16 protein-coding genes are annotated in these 20,261 nt (G+C 66.2%); 3 read left to right on the top strand and 13 right to left on the bottom strand.

Translation table 11 applies throughout. The annotated features are described in order from the left end of the window. The 7 genes from AAFP30_RS05260 to AAFP30_RS05230 form a co-directional block, all read right to left on the bottom strand. A partial coding sequence (locus AAFP30_RS05260; protein WP_419228819.1) for an FAD-dependent oxidoreductase occupies positions 1-154 on the bottom strand: 154 nt, incomplete at its 3' end. Further along, positions 151-2,007, bottom strand: a complete 1,857-nt coding sequence (locus tag AAFP30_RS05255) for a DUF3556 domain-containing protein (RefSeq protein ID WP_419228810.1) — start codon at positions 2,005-2,007, stop codon at positions 151-153. The genes AAFP30_RS05255 and AAFP30_RS05260, both read right to left, overlap by 4 nt. Positions 2,008-2,017: 10 nt before the next feature. After that, positions 2,018-3,481 (bottom strand): class I adenylate-forming enzyme family protein, encoded by a 1,464-nt coding sequence (locus tag AAFP30_RS05250; RefSeq protein ID WP_419228809.1) that lies wholly within the window; start codon positions 3,479-3,481, stop codon positions 2,018-2,020. A 503-nt stretch (positions 3,482-3,984) separates the two neighbouring features. Next, on the bottom strand, positions 3,985-5,895 hold the full coding sequence (gene cysC, locus AAFP30_RS05245) for an adenylyl-sulfate kinase (RefSeq protein WP_419228808.1): 1,911 nt from the start codon (positions 5,893-5,895) through the stop codon (positions 3,985-3,987). Beyond that, entirely contained in the window at positions 5,895-6,854 is a 960-nt protein-coding gene (gene cysD, locus AAFP30_RS05240) for a sulfate adenylyltransferase subunit CysD (protein ID WP_419228807.1), read from the bottom strand. Before cysD ends, cysC begins: the two co-directional genes overlap by 1 nt. Beyond that, positions 6,851-7,648, bottom strand: a complete 798-nt coding sequence (gene stf0 / locus AAFP30_RS05235) for a trehalose 2-sulfotransferase (protein ID WP_419228806.1) — start codon at positions 7,646-7,648, stop codon at positions 6,851-6,853. Before stf0 ends, cysD begins: the two co-directional genes overlap by 4 nt. A 102-nt stretch (positions 7,649-7,750) precedes the next feature. Then, positions 7,751-9,208 carry a sulfatase gene (locus AAFP30_RS05230; protein ID WP_419228805.1) on the bottom strand — a complete coding sequence of 486 codons (1,458 nt, stop codon included), beginning with the start codon at positions 9,206-9,208 and terminating at the stop codon, positions 7,751-7,753. A 152-nt stretch (positions 9,209-9,360) separates the two neighbouring features. Between AAFP30_RS05230 and AAFP30_RS05225 the strand changes: the two genes are divergently transcribed. Both AAFP30_RS05225 and AAFP30_RS05220 read left to right on the top strand, forming a co-directional pair. Next, a complete protein-coding gene (locus AAFP30_RS05225; protein WP_419228804.1) occupies positions 9,361-10,320 on the top strand; it encodes a phosphotriesterase family protein in 960 nt (319 codons plus the stop codon). 39 nt (positions 10,321-10,359) lie between these two features. After that, positions 10,360-11,862, top strand: a complete 1,503-nt coding sequence (locus AAFP30_RS05220) for an AMP-binding protein (protein ID WP_419228803.1) — start codon at positions 10,360-10,362, stop codon at positions 11,860-11,862. Positions 11,863-11,872: 10 nt separating this feature from the next. Here the strand turns inward: AAFP30_RS05220 and AAFP30_RS05215 are convergent, their stop codons facing one another. The 5 genes from AAFP30_RS05215 to AAFP30_RS05195 form a co-directional block, all read right to left on the bottom strand. Then, a complete protein-coding gene (locus tag AAFP30_RS05215; RefSeq protein ID WP_419228802.1) occupies positions 11,873-12,517 on the bottom strand; it encodes a TetR/AcrR family transcriptional regulator in 645 nt (214 codons plus the stop codon). Positions 12,518-12,521: 4 nt separating this feature from the next. Beyond that, positions 12,522-13,526 carry a phosphotransferase family protein gene (locus AAFP30_RS05210; RefSeq protein ID WP_419228818.1) on the bottom strand — a complete coding sequence of 335 codons (1,005 nt, stop codon included), beginning with the start codon at positions 13,524-13,526 and terminating at the stop codon, positions 12,522-12,524. Between the two features lie 44 nt (positions 13,527-13,570). Beyond that, positions 13,571-14,842, bottom strand: coding sequence for an acyl-CoA dehydrogenase family protein (locus tag AAFP30_RS05205; protein ID WP_419228801.1), 1,272 nt, complete (start codon positions 14,840-14,842; stop codon positions 13,571-13,573). Between the two features lie 57 nt (positions 14,843-14,899). Then, entirely contained in the window at positions 14,900-15,718 is an 819-nt protein-coding gene (locus AAFP30_RS05200; protein WP_419228800.1) for an SDR family oxidoreductase, read from the bottom strand. A 61-nt stretch (positions 15,719-15,779) separates the two neighbouring features. Beyond that, the gene (locus AAFP30_RS05195; RefSeq protein ID WP_419228799.1) at positions 15,780-16,550 is read right to left on the bottom strand and encodes an alpha/beta fold hydrolase; all 771 of its coding nucleotides are present in this window, start codon (positions 16,548-16,550) and stop codon (positions 15,780-15,782) included. Between the two features lie 911 nt (positions 16,551-17,461). On the opposite strand from AAFP30_RS05195, the gene AAFP30_RS05190 reads away from it, so the two are divergent. Beyond that, a complete protein-coding gene (locus AAFP30_RS05190; RefSeq protein ID WP_419228798.1) occupies positions 17,462-18,547 on the top strand; it encodes an HtaA domain-containing protein in 1,086 nt (361 codons plus the stop codon). A gap of 12 nt (positions 18,548-18,559) precedes the next feature. Here the strand turns inward: AAFP30_RS05190 and AAFP30_RS05185 are convergent, their stop codons facing one another. Continuing rightward, entirely contained in the window at positions 18,560-20,236 is a 1,677-nt protein-coding gene (locus AAFP30_RS05185) for a subtype B tannase (protein WP_419228797.1), read from the bottom strand. Between the last annotated feature and the right edge of the window lie 25 nt (positions 20,237-20,261).

Raw genomic sequence — 20,261 nt, 5'->3', positions numbered from 1 at the left:
GGATGCTCCCGGCCCCGCCCACTGCCCGCCACCCCGCCCCCGCCCCGACGGGGGCGCCCCCCTCCAGCACGGTGACGTCGACGCCGTTGCGGGCCAGGTGCAGGGCGGCGGCGAGCCCGTTGGGCCCGCCGCCGACCACAATGGCAGTCGTCACTGCTGCACCTGATCCGGCGTCCCGGTGGATCGCATCCGGGGTTCACGCATTTGGGGTTCGGCCACGACTTCAGGATCGGTCAGTGCGCGGCGGGCGTCAACGTCGAGGGTCGAGTCCACGTGGAGCGGGATGGGGCCGTTGGGCAGCCAGGGCTGCTCGTGGATCGCGTCGCGGACCCGGTAGGTGCCGGTCTCGATGACGCCGAGTGCGGCGTCGATAACCTTGAAACGCTGGGTGCCCTTGTGGATCGGTTGGGATTCGATCCACGCGATGGTGAACTCGCCGGGCGCGAAGTGGCAGCGGCGTTGCAGGGCCGCGATCATCTTCTCGTCGTGCAGGTGCCCGTCGCCGAAGTTGAAGGCCACCAAGGAGTTACAGGAGAACTCGGCTTCGCGGAGAGTGTAGGTGTTGATGTCGTCGCCGAGGTGCCGCAGCATCAGCGAGTAGAGTGCGCGGCCTTGGCTGTGCATCGAGCGCCACGCCATCATCTGGTGCATCACCACGTCGGCGACCTCCGGCTCGTAGCTCGCGAGCAGCTGGGTGCGGGTGTTCTTGGCGCCTCGCACGATGTGCTGGTCGAGTTTCTCCTCGGCGCCGGGCGCGAAAGCCCAGGTGGCCGACGCCCAGTTGCCGGCGTACTGCCGCATCGACGGGAGGAACGAGACCAGGTCGGGGCGCAGGTTGCCGAGCACCGGGAAGAAGCAGAGCGCGGCGGCGATCGCGATCATCACCCACGGCATGGTGGTGTCGGCGAGGCCGTAGCCGCCCCAGTTGGGGAAGCCCCAGAACAGGAAGATCGAGGCGTAGGCGAACAGCAGATTCCATTCCAGCGGGACCGCGAGCGGGAAGGTGGAGAAGATGAACAGGTGGAAGGCCACCATCAGCACCACCGCGAGCAGGGTGAGGGTGCGGTTGGTCGAGAACAGCAGCAGCAACGGGGTGACGATCTCCACGAGGGTGCCCAGCACGTGTCCGATGCCGCCGGCCACCTTCGACGGCCGCATGTCCTGCGGGAAGTTGCGGTAGTGCATCCGCTTGATCGCCTTGCTCGGCAGCCATGGCGTGTTGGAGATCATCGGTGGGATGACCATCGAGAAGTGGTGTCCCAGTTTGGACACGCCGGCACCGACCCACACGGTGACGATGAGCAGTTTGAGCGCGATGATCATGTCGACGAAGGGCAGGAACCCGAAGAAGATGATCGCCGGGAGGTACTGCTCGGAGCGGGCAGCGATGAAGATGACCTTGTCGCGCAGGCCGATTGCCACCAGCAGGGCGATCAACGGGTACATCAGGGCGGGGTTGACGAGGCCGTGATTGTCGGCGATCGCGGCGTCCAGTGACGATGAGTGGACACCGGGCAACGCGATCGCGACCGCGAGGTTGACCAGGATGGCGACATAGATGGCGATGTCGATCGGGGTGCGGCTGTCACCGGAGGTGAACGGCACCTTGTCCGGCCATGGTGGGAGGCGGATGGTGTTGGGCCGCAGCCAGTACAAGATCCCACCGGTCATCGGTTTGAAGTGTCCCGCCAGAGGACCCCAGGAGCCGCCGATGCCGAGGATCTCGACGAGGACGGTCCACAGCACGGCCTTCTGATAGACGATGGGCTGGTTCCACCAGTCGGTGACGTGCAGCGGATTCAGGCCGGAGGTGAGGGTGGCGAGGGTGAGTCCGACGCCGGCGTAGAAGACGAAGACTTTCACCAGGTAGATGACGTGGACCATCTTCGGGGTGCCGAACCCGTATTCGGCCCAGTGCGCGCCCAGTACGCGGAGGCGTTCCAGGAAGGGTTTGTCCATAAAGGTTTTCGGGTCGACGGGCGGAAAGTCGGGTTGGGTGAATCCCATGGGAGACTCCTCAGATCGGTTGGGGGGTGCGGACTTCGGTGCGGAGTGCCGGTTTGTCGATCTTGCCGACGGGATTGCGCGGCAGCTGGCCAACGAGGTGAATCGTGCTGGGCTGCTTGGGTTTCGCCAACAGTTGAGCGAGGTGCGCGCAGAGGTCGGCCGTCGTGGTGTCCTGGTTCGGGTAGGTGACGACGAAGGCGACCGGTACTTCGCCGTAGAGGTCGTCGGGTTTGCCGACGACGGCGCATTCGAGCACGGCCGGATGAGTCGCCAGTGCCTTCTCGATTTCCTTGGGGTAGAGGTTTTCTCCGCCGCGGATGATCATGTCCTTGATGCGGTCGACCAACGTGAGGTAGCCGTCGTCGTCGAGTCGGCCGACGTCGCCGGTGTGCAGGCGTCCGTCGACGATGGTGGTGGCGGTCGCTTCGGGTCGATTGAGGTAGCCGCGCATGACATTTGGTCCGCTGATGACAACTTCGCCGGTCTCGCCCGGCGGGAGGTCGCGGCCGTCGGAGTCGACGATGCTGATGTGTTGTCCGGGCAGGGCGGTGCCGACGGTGCCGAGTTTGCGGATGCCGTCGACGGGGTTGCACGCCGAGGCGCAGGTGCCCTCGGTGAGGCCGTAGCCCTCGACGATGGGGATGCCGAGAGCCTGTTCCGTGCGGTCGAGGAGTTCTTTGGAGATCGGTGCCGCACCGCAGATGGCAAAGCGCAGCGAGGCAAGGGTTTCCGGCTGCAAGTCCGGTTGGGAGACGAGGAGTGCGTAGATGGTCGGAACTGCGGAGAAGTAGGTGGGGCGCAGTCGTGCGACGTCGTCGAAGAAGCGGGAGGCGGAGAACTTTCCGGTGATGGAGAGTTGTCCGCCGGCGAGGATGGGTGCGAGGAAGCTGACGCAGATCGCGTTCACGTGGAAGAGCGGCAGGACGAGAAGTGCGTGGTCGGCGGCGGTGAGCGAACAGTGCTGCGCCATCGCCGATGCCATGTATCCCAGGTTCGCGTGGGACAGCCGTACGCCTTTGGGGCGACCGGTGGAACCGGAGGTGTAGATGAGCAGCGCATCGTCGTCGGGGGTCGGTGACGGCGGCGGTGTCCAGGCGGAACTCGCGGTGTGGGCGAGGGAGTCGGCGGCCAGATGTGTTCGCCCGACGGCCATCTCCGCACGATCGGCGACGACGACGCGGGCTGCGGAGTCGGTGAGCTGATAGTCGGCTTCGGCGGCGGTGAACCCCGGGTTGACCGGAGTGGTGATCGCACCGAGACGCCACGCGGCCATCAGCGTGATCAGGAGTTCGACACGGTTGGGCAGGACGGTCGCGACCACGTCTCCGCGTCCGACGCCGAGGCGATCGAGCTGCTCCGCGCACGCGTCGACCCGCTGCGCGAACTCGGCGTAGTCGAGTGCGACGGCATCGTCGCGGACGCACGGCGCAGTGCCGCGGTCGGTGAGTTCCCAGGCGAAGTAGGAGGAGGTCACGGGTGGTGGCCCTTTCGTCGTTGCTCGTGGCGGGAGGCTGTGAGCTACGACACTAGGGCCGGGTCAACGCAGGTGAAACGGTCGCGCAGGCCACACTTCGACGGGATTGTTGTGCTCGGAGGACAACGGGGGCGTTCTCCGCTGGATGACCGGGCACGCGTCGGGTTTCGACACGGTCGGCTCCTTCGTCGCCGGCCTGCTCAACCAGCGGTTGGGGCGGTCGGCGAGGCGGACGCGGGTGGTGCGCTCAACCAGCGGTTGGGGCGGTCGGCGAGGCGGGCGCAAGCGGTGCGCTCAATTAGCGGTTGGGGCGGTCGGCGAGGCGGACGCGGGTGGTGCGCTCAACCAGCGGTTGAGGCGGGTGGCGAGGCGGACGCGGGTGGTGCGCTCAACCAGCGGTTGAGGCGGGTGGCGAGGCGGGCGTGGGTGGTGCGCTCAACCAGCGGTTGGGGCGGGTGGCGAGGCGGGCGTGGGCGGTCGGGCGGTCGGCGAGCAGGGGTCGGTTAGAGGATGCCTCTCTCGGTGAGGACCGCGACGATCCGCCCGGCGAGCTCCTCGATGTCCTCGCCGGTGGTGTCGAAACGGAGGTCGGGGTCGGTGGGTTTCTCGTAGGGTGCGTCAACACCGGTGAGGCCCTTGAGTTCACCGTTGCGGGCGCGTTCGTAGAGACCCTTGGGGTCGCGACGCTCACATTCGGCCACCGGGGTGGAAACGTGCACCTCGATGAAGTCGAGGTCGGCGGCGCGGTGGAGTTCGCGGGCGATCTCTCGGTCCGATCGAAGCGGCGACACCATCGAGGCGATGGAGACGACACCGGCGTCGGCGAACAGTCGCGCGAGATGTCCGACGCGCCGGATGTTCTCGGCGCGGTCACCGGGCGAGAAGCCGAGGTCGTCGGAGATGCCGTGGCGGATGTTGTCGCCGTCGATGAGGTAGGCGACGCGGCCACGACCGACGAGCTCACGTTCGAGTGCGACGGCGACGGTCGACTTGCCGGATGCCGGCAGGCCCGTGAGCCAGACGGTGGCGCCGCGCTGGCCGGTCTTCTGCCAGCGTTCGGAGCGGCCGAGAGAACTCGGATGCCATTTGATGTCGTTGCGGGTGGCCTTGCCGGGCACCACTTCTCGTGGCTGTGCGATGGTGCCAGCGCCGACGGTGTCGTTGGTCGACTCGTCGATCAGGATAAACGCCCCGGTGTCGCGGTTTTCGGTGTAGCGGTCGGCGACGATCACCGACGACGTACGCAGGGTGATGGTGCCGATGTCGTTGAGGCCCAGGCTGCTCGGCCCGACCTGCTCGATCAGGGTCTCCGGATCGAGACGACGATCCAGCGACTGCACGGTCGCGCGGACGGTGGCGGCACCGTGCTTGAGGGCGACACGATCGCCGGCGCGCAGCGGGGTGTCCGACAGCCAGCAGATGGTGGCGTCGAGTTCCCGCGCGAGGACCGGGGTGTGAGCGGAGTCCGCGGCACTGACGATCACGTCGCCGCGTCCCACATCGATGTCATCGGCGAGTTCCACCGAGATCGACAGTGGCGCAACGGCGAACTTGCGGTCGTCGTCGAGGGTGTCCAATGCGGTGACGATGCTGCTGCTACCGGACGGCAGGACCGTGACCTCGTCCCCGACATGCAGGCGGCCCGCGGCGAGACGCCCGTAGTAGCGTCGGCGATGCTCCTTGGTGGGACGCGACACCCACTGGATCGGCAGGCGCAGTTCGTCGGTGGTGGGTGACGGGGCGATCAGCTCCACCCCCTCGAGGTACTCGAGCAGGGTGGGACCGGTATACCACGGGGTGTTGTCCGAGCGGTGTACGACGTTGTCGCCATGCTTGGCCGCCACCGGAATGGCCAGGATCTCGTCGATACCGATCTGTGTCGCAAGCTCTTTCAGCTCGGCTTCGATCTCGGCGAAGCGGTCGGCGGAGTAGTCGACGAGGTCGATCTTGTTGACCGCAGCGATGATATGCGGCACCCCGACGACGGTCGCGATGCGCGCGTGACGTCGGGTCTGCACCTGTAATCCGTTGCGCGCGTCCACCAGCAGGACCGCGACGTGCGCGTTGGACGCGCCGGTGAAGGTGTTGCGGGTGTAGCGCTCGTGACCGGGAGTGTCGGCGAGCACGTAGTTGCGGGTATCGGTGGCGAAGAAGCGGTAGGCGACATCGATGGTGATGCCCTGCTCCCGCTCGGCGCGCAGACCGTCCGAGAGCGCGGCGAGGTCGGCGACGCCGTCGTCGTCGGTGACGGCGTCGAGGTGGTCGGTGGGCAGCGATCCGGTGTCGTGCAGCAGCCGTCCGATCAGAGTGGACTTGCCGTCGTCGACGCTGCCGGCGGTGGCCAGCCGGAGGATCTGGCGGCGCGGTGAAATCGAAGTGGCGCTGCCGAAGTGGGGTTCGATCACGGTACTCATCAGAAGTATCCTTCGCGCTTGCGGTCTTCCATGGCGGCCGAGGAGGTGCGGTCATCGGCGCGGGTCTCGCCTCGTTCGGAGACCGTGGCGTCGGAGATCTCGGTGATGATCTCGCCGATGCTGGTGGCGCGGGACCGGACAGCGCCGGTGATGGTCAGGTCGCCGACGGTGCGATAGCGCACCCATTCGGTGCTGACGTGTTCGCCGTCGCGGGGCCGGCTGTGTGGTGACACGGCGAGCAGGATGCCGTCGCGGTCGAAGACCTCGCGTTCGCCGGCGTAGTAGATCGATGGCAATTCCAGGTTTTCGAGTTCGATGTAGCGCCAGATGTCGACCTCGGTCCAGTTCGACAACGGGAACACGCGCACCGATTCGCCGCGGCGGATCCGCCCGTTGTAGAGCGACCACGGTTCGGGGCGTTGGGCGCGTGGGTCCCATTGGCCGAACTCGTCACGGAAACTGAAGACCCGCTCCTTGGCACGCGCGCGGTCCTCGTCGCGGCGGGCCCCGCCGAAGGCCGCGTCAAAACGCCCGGCCTCCAACGCGTCCAGCAGGGTGCGGGTCTGCAGACGGTTGCGGGAGCCCGATGGGTCGGTGGACTCGGCGACCCGACCGGAGTCGATGGATTCCTGCACCGATGCGACGATCAGCTTGATGCCGTCGGGGTTGTCGGCGGTTGGGGCGACGCGCCGGTCGCGGAACTCGATGACCTCGTCGAAGTTGTGTCCGGTGTCGACGTGCAGAATCGGGAACGGGAGCGGGCTGGGCCGGAAGGCTTTCTCCGCCAGCCGAAGCAGCACGATGGAGTCCTTGCCGCCGGAGAACAGTAGGACCGGGCGTTCGAGTTCGGCGACCACCTCGCGGATGATGTGGACCGACTCGGATTCCAGGACCCTCAGGGCGGCAACGTGATCGATGTCCTCGATCGGGTCTTCGACGAGCAGGGGTTCGGCGGTCATAGCGGGTATCCGTTCCGGGCGGCGTCGGCGCGGTAGCGCGCCGCCCATTCCTTGGAGCGTGCGTTGGCCTGGGGTTTGAGTGGTGGGGGTGGAGCCAGATCCGGGTCTTGCCCGATGGCGGTGAGGATCCGCGCGGTGGTGGCGGTGGGACTTCCGACCAGTTCGCCGAAGGGAACGATGACGGGGTCGATGGATTCCTTGCGAAACCACCTGCGCCAGTTGCGATCTTGATCGAGCAGGAGACCGGCGAGATGCGCGATGCCCTCGGCGTTGTAGACGGCCCCGTCGTCGCTACCGGCGTGGACGCCGTCTTCGTCGCGCCAGACACGGGTCTGCACCGCACGCCACATCGAGATCGCCTGCGGCACGACGTCTTCCCGGTAGACGTGGATGTAGACGGGGTCGATACCGTCGAACAGCGCGTGGATCGCGGTGCGCAGGGTGCCGGCGCCGACGCGGGTGCGGGCGATCAGCAGCGGCGTCTGGTTCCACATCAGTTTGCCGCCCCACACCCCGTTCGGTGAGCGCCCGTGGTCGAGGATGTCGGCTTTCCACTCGTCGCTGTCGCGGGTGTCCACGAGGCCGCGGTCGAGCGGCGCGAGGCGCGACAGGATCTCCGGGTTCTTGACCCCGACAAACCACTCCCGCGGTTGCGGCGCCTGCGACGACGTCGTGAAGTACTGGAAGAACTCCTGCGGTTTGCCGGCGACCCCGGTGGCAGCCAGCGATTCGACGAGCAGGGTGCTGCCGCTGCGCTGGCTGGCGCACACAAGGTAGTTCGAAACGTCGGGCATGCGAGCAGTGTAATGCGCTGAAAATGCCTCGCAACCTGGGGATTTACGCTCATCCGGCGTCAAACCTTGACGGTTCTGAGCCGGTGTGCTGCAGGTGTCGGATCAGTGCGGATGGTCGTCGCGCAGCGTGCTGATCTCGCCGTGCAGTTCGCGTCGTTCGCCGCGCGGCCGACGAGACGGCAGTGCATCCTCGTCGGGCGATTTTCCCTGCGCTTTTGCGAAGAAATCGGCCATGAACCGCTCAGCGACCGCGGTGCCGTCACGCTCGTCGGGGATCACATCGCCGGTGGTGGAACGCCATTCGTCGAGGATCTGGGCGAAGCGGTGCCGGATGTCGGCGTAGGTCGGATCGTCGGCGAGATTATTCAACTCATCGGGATCTTTGGTCAGGTCGTAGAGCTCGTGGCGGGGTCGCGGGTCTTCGGTGGCGTGTGGGTCGACGGACTTGGCAGAGAGACTGTCGGCGATGTCGAGCGGCAGCAACAGCCCGGGACGTTCGGCGTAGTTCTCGATGTAACTGTATTCCTTGGTGCGCACGGCACGGATCGGGTCGAAGGCGTCGTGGTACGTCTTCTCGGTGAATACCTCAGTGCGTACCGGCTTTTCGGCTTCGTTCAGCCATTCGGTGGCGTGTGAGGCGCCGTCGATACCGGTGGGGGTGGGCACCGACAGCAGGTCGAGCAGGGTGGGTGCGAGGTCGACGCCGGAGAACAGATGGTCGTAGGTGTGCGGGGTGACTGCGCGTCCGCCCGGGGGCCGCACGATGAACGCGATGCCGGTGCCCTCGGCGTAGAGCGTGGACTTGGCGCGGGGGAAGGCGAGGCCGTGATCGGTGAAGAAGACGATCCAGGTGGTCTCGTCGAGACCGAGTTCGGCGACGGTGTCGAGCAACCGTCCGACCGCGGCGTCGGCCTGGGTGATGCTGCCGTACAGGCCGGCGAGATCCTCTCGGACGTCGGTGGTGTCGGGCAGGAACGACGGCACGCTGACCGACGACGGGTCGACGTGCTTGTACTGGTCGCCCGGATACGGACGGTGGGTCTCGAAGAAGCCTGCGGTGAGCAGGAAGGGCCGTTCGTCGGAGGCATCGACGTGATCGCGCAGCCAGTCCTGAGAGCGGGCGACGACGTAATCGCACAGCGAGTCGGAGACGTCGACCATGTCGAAGCCGATGCCGGTGGGATCCGCGCTCTCGTGCTGCATGCCGAACAGCACGGTGCGGTAGCCGGCCTCGGACAGTAGCGACGGCAACGTGCGCACGTCGCTCAGGTACTCGAACCCATGGTGGGCGAGACCGACGAGTCCGTTGCGGTGCGGGTAGCGGCCGGTGAACACCGACCCGCGCGCCGGGGAGCAGAGCGGGGCCGTGGCGTGGGCCTCGGTGAGCAGGATCCCGTCGGCCGCGAGTGCGTCGAGGTTGGGGCTGTCCACGCCGTCGTAGCCGTAACACGCGAGGTGACGTCCCAGATCGTGCCAGTGGATCAGGATGACGTTTTCCCGGGTGGCGGCACTGGAAGACGAGGGGGTATCCGCCGTGCCAGGGGATTTCGCGGTCGGCATTGGTCCATGATGCACGACTTGCCGGAGCCTGCAACGTGACCGTGTCGGTTGTGTCTTGAACTTGAACTCAGTCTCAACTACTGTTCTCGCGGAGTGATGCAAGCCACACTGATGTCTGCACCCTGTCTACACACCGATGTGGAGGACCCGTAATGAGCACCGTCAACACCGTCACCGGACCCGTCGATTCCGCCGATCTCGGCAATGTTCTCTGTCACGAGCACATCTTTGTGCTGGGCACCGAGTACAACCAGAACTTCCAGGACGACTGGGATGAGGACGCGAAGATCGCCGAGGCGGTGCGGGACCTTACTGAGCTCAAGCAGCTCGGCATCGACACCATCCTGGACCCGACAGTGCTGGGCCTCGGCCGCTACATTCCGCGCGTGCAGCGCATCGCCGAACAGATCGACCTGAAGGTCGTCGTCGCGACCGGCGTCTATACCTACAACGAGATCCCGTTCCAGTTCCACTACACCGGTCCCGGCCTGCTGTTCGACACCCCGGAACCACTCGTCACCTTCTTCACCAAGGACCTCACCGAGGGCATCGCCAACACCGGAGTGAAGGCCGCATTCCTCAAGTGCGCCATCGAAGAACAGGGGCTGACGCCGGGTGTGGAGCGGGTCATGCGGGCTGTTGGGCAGACCAGCGCGAACACCGGTGCACCGATCACCGTGCACACCAACCCGCACACGGAGTCCGGGCTGGTCGCGCAGCGCGTGTTCAAGGAGGAGGGCGTCGACCTGACCAAGGTCGTCATCGGCCACTCCGGTGACTCCACCGACCTCGACTACCTGATGAAGCTCGCCGACGCCGGCTCCATCCTGGGCATGGACCGCTTCGGCCTCGACGTCCTGCTGCCCTTCGAAGACCGCATCAACACCGTGGTTGCGTTGTGCGAGAGGGGCTATGCCGATCGGATGGCGCTGGCGCACGACGCCGCGTGCTTCATCGACTGGTTCGATCCCGAGGCGAAGAAGCAGGCCGTGCCGAAGTGGAACTACCGCCACATCAGCGAGGATGTGCTTCCCGCGCTGCGGGAACGTGGTGTCAGCGACAAGGACATCACCTCGATGCTGGTTGACGTCCCGCGGCGCTATTTCGAGTAATTTCGGCATCCGGACAGCACTTTTCGAGCAAGGACTAGCATGGCCAGCACTGTCGCCAAGATCTGGGCGTTCGCCGACGACACTCCCGACCGCATCGCCGTCACCAGCGGCGACCGCCGTCTCACCTACGCCCAACTGCGAGAGCAGATTGCACGTTCAGCCGCTCGGCTGGCCGAACTCGGTGTGGCCGAGGGTGATCGGGTGGTGTTCATCGCGCCGTCGATCCCGGAGTTCGTGATCACCTACTACGGGCTGCAGACCCTCGGCGCCGTCGGCATCACCATGAACGTGATGTCGACGGCACCGGAGATCGACTACGTTCTGCACGATTCCGGGACGTCGATGGTGATCGCATGGCACGAGTGTGCCGAGAATGCACGACGCAGCGCAGAATCGGCAGGCGTGCCGTTCGTCGAGATCGGGCCGTACGAGACCGCCGACGATCTGCCGGATCCCGTTCCGTCGTATGTGGATCGGACCGACGACGACATCTCGGTGATCTTGTACACCTCGGGGACGACAGGCCGCCCGAAGGGTGCGGCGCTGACGGTCGGCAACATCAACGCATGTCCGGTGGCGTTCAAGACGCTGATGGCGGTGACGCCGGAGGACCGGTGGGCGACGGGGCTGCCGCTGTTCCACGTGTTTGGTCAGGCAGTGGTGATGAACGGGGCGCTGTCGCAGGGCTGCAGCCTCTCGCTGATCAATCCCTTTGTGCCGACGAAACTCTTGGACCTCCTGCGCGACGAGCAGATCACCATCGCCTGCGGTGTCCCGACCATGTGGAACGCCATGCTGCAGGTGGCCGAGGGCTATTCACCCGACGACTTCACCGCACTGCGGCTCGGCGGTTCCGGCGGTGCGGCGCTGCCGGCGGAGGTGATCCGCGAGTTCGAAGAGACCTTCGGCTGCACCGTGCTGGAAGGCTACGGGCTCACCGAAACCTGCGGTGTGGCAACCTTTCACGACGTCAACGGCCACCCGGTGGTGGGCACAGTCGGGCCGGCGGTGCCGGGCAGCCGGGTCGAGGTGCGTGATCCGGATGGGCAGGTCCTCGACACCGACGTCGTCGGCGAGATCTTCATCCAGGGCCCGACGGTGATGAAGGAGTACTGGAATCGGCCGGATGCCACCGCGGCAGAACTGGTCGACGGCTGGTTCAAGACCGGCGATCTCGGCGCGATCGACGCGGCCGGCAATGTACGCATCGTCGACCGCGTGAAGGATCTCATCATCCGTGGCGGCTACAACGTCTATCCACGTGAAGTGGAAGAGGTGCTCTACACCCACCCCGACATCGTCGAGGCCGCGGTGATCGGGGTGCCCGACGCGCACTACGGCGAGGAGATCGCGGCGGTCATCGCACCCAAACCCGGTGTGGTCATCGATCCGGATACGTTGCGGGCCTGGGCGAAAGAGCGGCTGAGTGCGTACAAGGTGCCGCGGATCTATCAATTCGTCGACGCGTTGCCGAAGGGTGCGACGGGCAAGATTCTCAAGCGCGCGATTGATCGGGAAGGGTTGGGGGCGTCGGTGCGGTAGTGGTCTCGACTCAACCGGCAGAGGGGCGCCGCAGGCCGATCGCGTTGACCCACAGGCGAGTTGCGGTGAAGACGAGGTCGTCCATGTCGGAGGAACCGTCGTTGAGGGCGAAGGCGTGATAAGCCATGCGGGACACCATGCCGGACAGGGCACTTGCGGCGTCTGACGGATTGAGATCGGGGTCGGCGACGCCGCGGGCTTGGAGGTCGCGGATGAGTTTGGCGTTGCGTTCGACGAAGACCAGGCCGCGACGTCGGCGGTTCTCCCGGAACTCGGGACTCAGGCCGGCGACTTGTTCACGCACCAGCATCAGTTGGGCGTTGCGGCGGTACGCCTCGAAGTACGCCCGGTTGGAGGCTTCGATCACCGCGGTGGGGTCGTCATCGGAGGCCGGCTCGACGTGCGGCAGGCCCGGGTGGAGCATGTCCTCCTGTGCTTCGGCGAGGACGGCGTCGAGGATTTCTTCCTTGCTGTCGAAGTAGGTGTAGAAGGATCCGGTGGCGCAGTTGGCCTCCGCGGTGATGTCGGTCAGTCGCGCGGCGTGAAAGCCGTCGCGTTCAAAGACCGTGCGGGCCGCGGTGATCAGCCCCGTGCGGGTGCGTTCCCCGCGTGCGGTGAGTGGGGTCTTGGTGGCGCCACCGGATTCCTTCGACATCGTTCTATAGTCCTGCCTCGTCGGCCACCGCGATAGCCCGGGCAATCAGCGCATCGGCGTAGTCAGCTGTCGGCACACCGTGCGCGGCCCGGTTGGATGGGTTGTCCTTGGCACGCCGAAGGATACCTTCGATGATGATCGCGATCTTCCACAGTCCCAACGCGTGCCAATAGTGCAGCGCCTGCGCGTCGCGCCCGGTCTTCTCGAGGTAGGACGCGGCCATTTCGGAGCGGCCGGGGAATCCGTCCATGACCTCCACGGGGTCGCCCAGGAGGCGGGCATCGGTACGTTCCGGCCAATACGCGAGGGTACTGCCGATGTCGGCGAGCGGATCACCGAGCGTGGAGAGTTCCCAATCGAGAGCGGCGATCACCGACCCCGTCGATGGATCGACCATGACATTGCGGATGTGGAAGTCCCCGTGTACCAAGGTTGTTTCGCGTTGTTCGGGAATGTTGTCGGCGAGGCGTTTGGTGAGCGCTTCGAGTTCTGGACTCTCGCGCGTCTTGGAGTTCTCCCATTGCGCGGTCCACCGCTTCAGCTGCCGTGGCGCGTAGGGCTTCTGACTCGCGAGATCGTCGAGACCCACCGCGCCCAGATCCACTGCGTGAATGTGCGCGAGGGTGTCGGTCATCGACATGCCGATGGCGTGCCGGATCTCGTGCGAGAGGGGCTCGGCGGCAGACGGATCCGTCATCACCGCGCCGCTCACGTGCTCCATGGCGACGATCGGGACCGGACTGATCGTCTCGTCGGTGCAGACCCCGTAGATGGTCGGGACGGGCACGTCGGTGTCGGCCAGCGCGGACAAGATCCGGGCCTCGCGGGCGACATCGTGCGCCGAGGCCAGCAGGTGTCCGCTCGGCGGTCGGCGCAGCACCCAGCGCTGTCCAGACTCGTCGGTGACGATGTAGGTGAGATTCGACTGTCCGAAACCGACTCGGGTGCAGCTGATCTCACCGGTCGGGTGGACACCGACGGTAGAGAGCCAGCCGACCAGGGCCGTCATGTCCGTGTCCGGGATGACGACCGTGGTCGGCTGTGGTTGTGCGTTCACCGGGAGATCAGGGCCTGATCCGACACGCCGGCAACGGTTTCCGAAGCGGTCTCGCTCTTGCGGTAGGGCCGCAATTCGCGCCGGGCGATGGCCCGCTTGTGCACCTCGTCCGGGCCGTCGGCCAGGCGCAGCGTCCGAATGTGGGCGTAGGCCATGGCGAGTGGGAAGTCGTCGGTGACTCCGCCGCCGCCGTGCACCTGGATGGCGCGGTCGATGATCTTCAGGGCGATGTTCGGGGCCGCGACCTTGATCGCGGCGATCTCGGTGGCCGCAGCCTTGTTGCCGACGGTGTCCATCATGTAGGCGGCCTTGAGGGTGAGCAGCCGGACCATCTCGATATCGATGCGGGCCTCGGCAATCCAGTCCTGGATATTGGCGCGCTCGGAGATGGGCTGGCCGAAGGTGACTCGGCTCGAGGCGCGGGCACACATGAGTTCCAGTGCCCGCTCGGCCGCGCCGATGGTGCGCATGCAGTGGTGGATGCGGCCCGGTCCCAAACGTGCCTGCGCGATGGCAAAGCCTTCGCCCTCGCCCTTGAGGACGTCGGAAGCGGGAACGCGGACGTTCTCGAAGAGGAGCTCCGCGTGGCCTTCTCGGTCGACGTAGCCGAAGACGGGCAGGTTGCGGACGATGGTGAGACCGGGGGCGTCCCGGGGGACGACCATCATCGACTGCTGCCGGTGCGGTAGTGCCGTCGGGTCGGTCTTGCCCATGACGATGAACACCTGGCAGTCCGGGCGCATCGCGTTGGACGCGAACCACTTCCGGCCGTTGAGGATGTACTCGTCGTTCTCGTCGTCGCGCACCATGGACAGTTCGACGTTGGTGGCATCCGAGCTGGCGACGGCCGGTTCGGTCATCGCGAATGCGGAGGCGATCTCACCGTCGAGCAGCGGCGTGAGGTAGCGCTCCTTGTGCTCCTGGTTGCCGAAAAGCGTGAGGACTTCCATGTTTCCGGTGTCGGGGGCGTTGCAGTTGAAGACCTCCGATGCCCAGGTGACGCGGCCCATGATCTCGGCGAGCGGCGCGTACTCGAGGTTGGTCAGCCCCGGACCCCACTCCGCGTGCGGGTGGAAGAGGTTCCACAGGCCGGCCTCTTTGGCTTTGGCCTTGAGGTCCAACAGGATCTGCGGAGTGGCGTGCGGGTTCTCCGACTCCCGCATCTGCTGCTCGTACACCGCCTCGTTCGGGTAGATGTGGGTGTCCATGAACTCGAGCAGTTGCGCGCGGTACTTCTCGGCGCGCTCGGACGGGTTGAGCAGATCCATCGGTATCTCCTTCGTTGGGCAGCGGTGGCTGCGGGCAGTCTGTGGTGGGCGCCGCGGTTATTCGGCGCTCTCGAGCGTCCGCTGGTAGCGACGCATGCCGCGCAGCCACCGGTCGTAGTCGGACCCCTTCTGGCGGTACATGTCCATCACCTCGGCGTGCGGCAGGATGAGGAACTGCTCGGCGTCGATGGCGGCGAGGACGGTCTCGGCGACCTCGGCGGGGGTGAGGACGCGACCGGCGGTCTCAACAGCGCGCTGCATCAGCTTCGCGGCGTCGTCGGTGGCACCGCCTTCGGGCCGCAGGAGTTTGGTGTCGACGCCCATGGGGCACAGGCAGCTGACGCGGATCCCTCGGTCGCCGTAGGTGGCGGAGAGCCATTCGGCGAAGCCGACCGCGGCGTGCTTGGTGGTGGAGTAGGTGGCCGAGCCGAGTTGGGTGAGCAGGCCGGCCGCCGAGGCGGTGGAGATGAAGTAGCCGCCGTCGCGTTCGAGCCATTCCGGTACGAGACGCCGCGCGGCGCGGACGTGGCCCATGACGTTGATGTCGACGACCGTCGACCATTCTTCGTCGGTGGCGAAAAGACCAGGGGCACCGCCGATTCCGGCGTTGGCGAAGTAGAGGTCGACGGGACCGAAGTGGTCGGCAGCCAAGCTGATTACCTCATCGATGTGCTTCGACGACGCGGCGTCGCCTGCGGTCGCGGCCACCGTGCCCGGCGACGATTCGCCGATGCGTGCGGCCACTGCGTCGACCGCGTGCCGGTTGATGTCGGTGAGGACGACGCGGGTCCCCTTGGACACGAGCGCTTCGGCGAGCGCGGCGCCGATTCCGCCGCCACCACCGGTCACGATTGCGACTTTGCCATCGAGGTGCATGTCCAGAACGTACTTGAAGGTGCGTTCAGGTTCAAGTGTTTGGTGGCTTGGTTTTCGTCCGTCAGCGCAGCGCGGTGAGCAGGGCGTCGCGGAATTCGTTGGTTCGGACCGCACCGAGATGATCGCCCGGCACTCGGATGAGGTGCGCCTGTAGGGCGTCGGCGAGGACCTCCGGGCGGGCGGCGAGGGCGTCCTCGGTGCCCGCGATGACGGTGACGGCCGCAGTGATGGCGTCGACCAGGATGGGTTCGCGGTGCACCCTCTCGGCGTGGGCGGCGAGCGCGAACCGGTCGTTGCCGGAGGCCTCGGCGAAGGCACGGAAACCGCGTGCGACCGGGTCGGTGATGGTGTCGGGATCGTCGGCGCGCAGGGCGGCCGCCAGGTTTCGGTCGTTCATGACGCGGGTGTCGACGCCGCCGAGCTCGATCACGCCCGCGCCGACACCGCCGATCACGAGCCGTCGGATGCGGGTGTCCTGTGCCGCGGTCAGCAGCGAGATGATGGCCCCCATCGAGTAGCCGACCAGGTCGACCTCGCTGAGTCCGAGGGCGTCGAACAGTTCCATGAGGTCGCGGGCCATGCGGGGTTCGCCATAGTGCGCCGGGTCGTGTGGCTTGTCGGATTCGCCGTGTCCGCGGGCGTCGACGAGGATCACCCGGCGCCCGTCGTCGAGGAGCGCGTTGACCAAGCCCGGCGCCTCCCAGTTGCGGGCCGCGCTCGCCGCGAACCCGTGCTGCAGCACCACCGGCGGCCGGGTGGGGTCGTCGCCGATCACGCGGTAGGCGATGGAGATGCCGTCACTGGTGGTCAGCCGGGTGGCGAGGGTGTCCATGGTGGTCGACCGTACGCGTATGTCGTTTGTGCGGATGACTCCCTGGTGACATGCCGGCCTTCGGTCAATTGCCCATGCAGCATTAGCGAAACCTCGATCGCCGACTCTGTCCTCTGTCGGCACCAAGCTGTGAGCAGATGCCGGATCGATCCTTTGTGTAATCGCTGGGGAGTAGACGAATGTCGTGGAGGGGAAACAGCTTCAATACCATCGCGGATCACACGAGAATCCCGCCACGCCGTGTCTGACTCAGTGTCGGAGACGGACGACGTATCCGCGCCTGATTCTCGTCGTCTGAGACAGGCCGGTCTCTGCGTCAGCGGAGTTTTGATCGTTACCGGACTCGCCATGGTTGCTTGGTTGCTTCTCGGGTTGTTCATCCCAAGCTGGGCCTCGGTGGGGTGACTTCATGACGTCCAGCGGATTGACTTGAAGCCGAAGTGGACCTCGGCGACGTTGACGTTGACCCATAGCCACAGAAACGATTGGACGACTCGTCCGAGAATAGCTTGGACTGCGGATTTGCTCGGCACAGCTATCCTCGGAGTGCACGGTCTCCACCTGCACCGAATAGCAAAGGATGACCTGATGGGACGGCCTACGGGTATTGAAGATGATGAGGCTTGGGAAGCCTCGGTCCGTCATGCCGCAGAAAATGTCCAGAAACACAGTCGACTCGCGGGCGAGAAAGTTCCTCCGAGCGTGCTGAGGATCCTCAGCACACCCGCTGGTCAGCTAAGACGCCGAGAACGCCCGACTCGCGAACCGGCACCCCATGATGGCTCACCTACAGGCGATGCGAGATCACGTGCATCCTGAAGGTTCGAACTCCGCTTTCGAGTGAAGTCGATTCCCTCGACCAAGGACCATTGCCCCTGTTCGACGCCACCGCTGATGGTTAGCATGCCCTCATGTCAAAGGTGACGTTCAGGGTTTTTGTCGGATTTGTGGTGACGCTCGTACTGGCCCTGTCCGGCATCGCGACGACGACGGCGACGGCCGCGCCGGCGACCACCGCGCAGATCACCGTGTTCCGCGCCGACGGTACGACCCCGGTCGGCCAGTCGGTCATCCATCCCGGCGACACCCTCGTCGTCAAGGGGGCCGGATTCGATCCGAACGCAAACCGCTACGGGCTGCCGGTTCCGGTGCCGCCGGGGGTGCCGCACGGGACGTTCATCGCCTTCGGTGCGTTCGCCCCGAACTGGAAGCCGTCGGCGGGCGCACCCGAATCCGCCCGCGCCACAAACCGTTCCGCGGTCAAGTGGGCACTGGCTCCCTCGGCACTGGCACAGGTGCCGACGGCACCGTTCGACCTGCGGCGCACCATCCGCCAGCAGTGGGTGCCGCTGCGCGCTGACGGCTCGTTCACCGCGAAAATCGTTGCCACCACGCCGAAGACGATTCCGGCCGGCGCCCGCTACGGCATCTACACCTATGGCGCGGCCGGCGCCGACAACCCCGCCCAGGAGCGGTCGGTGCCGATCAACTACTCGACGGCGCCAGGGCCGAACACCCCGGCCGAGGCGCGACGTGATCTCGTGTGGGCCTACTCGCCGAGCTTTCATCGGATCGTCACGCAGACCGCCGGGGGCGGCATCTCGGGCTCCGATGGAGCCGGAGTCGACCCGCGCGGCAACCTGACCTACACCCGCACCTCGTCGAACCTGCGCAACGGGACCGGTGAGATCCGCTATCGCGGAACGATCGTCGCGTTCAGTCGATTCCATCTCGCCGAGATCGCGTTGGTGGACCCGGTGATTCGGGTGCGCAACGGCCGAGGGGTATTGAGTATGGCCACCTCGACCACCAACATGAACGGAACCGACGCGCTGCGTCGTGTCGACATCGCCGACGTGGACCTGTCGTCGATCGGGAACGGCTCGGATGTGCGCGGCGCGGCGGCGACCTTCCGACCGGGGATCACGCCGGAAGTGTTGGCAGCGTTGAGTATGGGGCCGGCGGCACCGCTGACCCTCAACTTCCCGCAGAACTGATCTGGGCCGGACTCACTGCTTGGTGATCTGACCGATCCACGCGATGAAGTCCGCGGCATCGCTGTTGGCGCCGTGTCCCTCGTCCCAGTACATGAGGTGATTCACCTGGTCGCCGAGACCGGCCGCTGCTGCAGCGATATTGCAGGACACGGTCAGCGCGGTGTCGGTGTCCTTGGTGCCCAGGCGAATCCACCAGTGCTTACTGCGGTCCGGGTTCCGGTCTTCCAGGAAGTACATCGGGTTCATCTGATCGAGCAGCTTCGGGATGTCGGCGTCGAGGGTGGTGTTGCCCGAGGTGGCCCGCTGCGCGCTGAACTCGGTGAAATGCCGGGCCTTGGTGGTGCCGTGGCCGAAGAGGTTGTTCTCCCCGGCGGACAGGTCGAAGGCGTCGAACGCCGGCAGCGTCTTCTTGCGGGCGCCGACGTGGGTGAGGTATCCCTCCCAGGTGAACGTGGCGGCGTTGTTCGACCACGTGATGAACGGATTGGCCTGCAGGTAGGCGGTGCGGTCGGCCGTCGACAGGCCGGTGAGGTAGCGGGTCGCGGACGGCTGCAGGTACGTCTGGATCAGGTACTCGTTGTAGTTGGCGGCGCGTAGATCGCCGAAGTTATTGAGGCCCTTCAGTTTCAAGGTGGGCATGTAGGCGGCGAACTGGTCGCGGAGTTGCCCGGAGAGCGTCTGGTTGGGCTGGGCGCCAGTAGAGGCGACCGGGTTGGTGCCCCAGTTCCATTCGTAGGCACCGTCGGCGTGGCCGAGGTCGGCGATCGGACACCAGGCACCGACGGCGAAGATCGCGTCGTCGGCCGCTGCCGCGCCGAGGGCCTCGAGTTCGGTGCGGTAGAGGTCGCTGTTGCCCGAGGCACCCAGCAGCGACGACAGCGCACCACCCGCACTGGTGCCGGTCGAGACGATCTGTTCGGTGTTGCCCGGAATGCGGTCGGCGTTGGCGCGCAAGTAGCGGATGGCCGCCTTGAGGTCCACGATCGCGGCGGGCGCGACGCCGTAGTACTCGCCGCTGCCGTTGACGAGAGTTCGTCCACGACAACCCGGTTCAACGGCCACGTAACCGGCGGCCACCGCCTGTTGGGCGAGGTTGACCAACTTGCCCATGCCGTTGACCATCGCATTGCCGCCGGATTGGACCTCGCCACTCGGGCTCGCCGATCCCTGGGACGCACCGCCGGCCATGCCCGGCATGCCACCCGGCATACTCGGCATCCCGCCGGGCGCGGCGCTGGCACCAGATGCGCCGCTCATGCCCGGGCCACCCATACCGCCCATCGACATCGAGCCGCCGACACCGGTCGAATCCTTCACCGACGCAGGCATATACCCGCCCACCGAGTTGGCGAACACGATCGGTGCATCATTCGCGTCGATCGCCTTGCCGTCGATGCTCGTCGGCACGCTGATCGTGAGGCTCTGATACTCGGAGTTGACCGGGTGCGCGACGTAGATCAGCGGCCCATAGAACCGGTAGGTGACCTTCTTGTCGCCCGCGTCGGTGGCGATCGTCGTCGTCTTCTCGGTGTAGGCCTTGGGATCGAAGGACAGTCCGCCGCTCGGCGGAGTCGTCGACGACGAGGAGGATCCGGAGTCGTCCGACGACGACGTCGCGCAGCCGGCGACGAGTCCCGCCGAGAGGAGGGCGGCACCGCCCAGGAACATCCGACGATCGATCGGCTTCATGTGGCGACTCCTCGTCGGTGAGAGT

Origin of the sequence: Gordonia sp. CPCC 205515 (assembly GCF_048537925.1) — a bacterium.
In the GTDB taxonomy this organism is placed as follows: domain Bacteria; phylum Actinomycetota; class Actinomycetes; order Mycobacteriales; family Mycobacteriaceae; genus Gordonia.
This window is presented reverse-complemented; position numbering and strand designations above follow the sequence as displayed.

Excerpts from the sequence above, each read along its gene's own strand:
- cysC (WP_419228808.1), bottom strand. The coding sequence starts at position 5,895 with ATGAGTACCGTGATCGAACCCCACTTCGGCAGCGCCACTTCGATTTCA.
- AAFP30_RS05255 (WP_419228810.1), bottom strand. The coding sequence starts at position 2,007 with ATGGGATTCACCCAACCCGACTTTCCGCCCGTCGACCCGAAAACCTTT.
- cysD (WP_419228807.1), bottom strand. The coding sequence starts at position 6,854 with ATGACCGCCGAACCCCTGCTCGTCGAAGACCCGATCGAGGACATCGAT.
- AAFP30_RS05185 (WP_419228797.1), bottom strand. The coding sequence starts at position 20,236 with ATGAAGCCGATCGATCGTCGGATGTTCCTGGGCGGTGCCGCCCTCCTC.
- AAFP30_RS05225 (WP_419228804.1), top strand. The coding sequence starts at position 9,361 with ATGAGCACCGTCAACACCGTCACCGGACCCGTCGATTCCGCCGATCTC.
- AAFP30_RS05195 (WP_419228799.1), bottom strand. The coding sequence starts at position 16,550 with ATGGACACCCTCGCCACCCGGCTGACCACCAGTGACGGCATCTCCATC.
- stf0 (WP_419228806.1), bottom strand. The coding sequence starts at position 7,648 with ATGCCCGACGTTTCGAACTACCTTGTGTGCGCCAGCCAGCGCAGCGGC.
- AAFP30_RS05190 (WP_419228798.1), top strand. The coding sequence starts at position 17,462 with ATGTCAAAGGTGACGTTCAGGGTTTTTGTCGGATTTGTGGTGACGCTC.
- AAFP30_RS05215 (WP_419228802.1), bottom strand. The coding sequence starts at position 12,517 with ATGTCGAAGGAATCCGGTGGCGCCACCAAGACCCCACTCACCGCACGC.
- AAFP30_RS05210 (WP_419228818.1), bottom strand. The coding sequence starts at position 13,526 with ATGACGGCCCTGGTCGGCTGGCTCTCTACCGTCGGTGTCCACCCGACC.
- AAFP30_RS05200 (WP_419228800.1), bottom strand. The coding sequence starts at position 15,718 with ATGCACCTCGATGGCAAAGTCGCAATCGTGACCGGTGGTGGCGGCGGA.
- AAFP30_RS05220 (WP_419228803.1), top strand. The coding sequence starts at position 10,360 with ATGGCCAGCACTGTCGCCAAGATCTGGGCGTTCGCCGACGACACTCCC.
- AAFP30_RS05205 (WP_419228801.1), bottom strand. The coding sequence starts at position 14,842 with ATGGATCTGCTCAACCCGTCCGAGCGCGCCGAGAAGTACCGCGCGCAA.
- AAFP30_RS05230 (WP_419228805.1), bottom strand. The coding sequence starts at position 9,208 with ATGCCGACCGCGAAATCCCCTGGCACGGCGGATACCCCCTCGTCTTCC.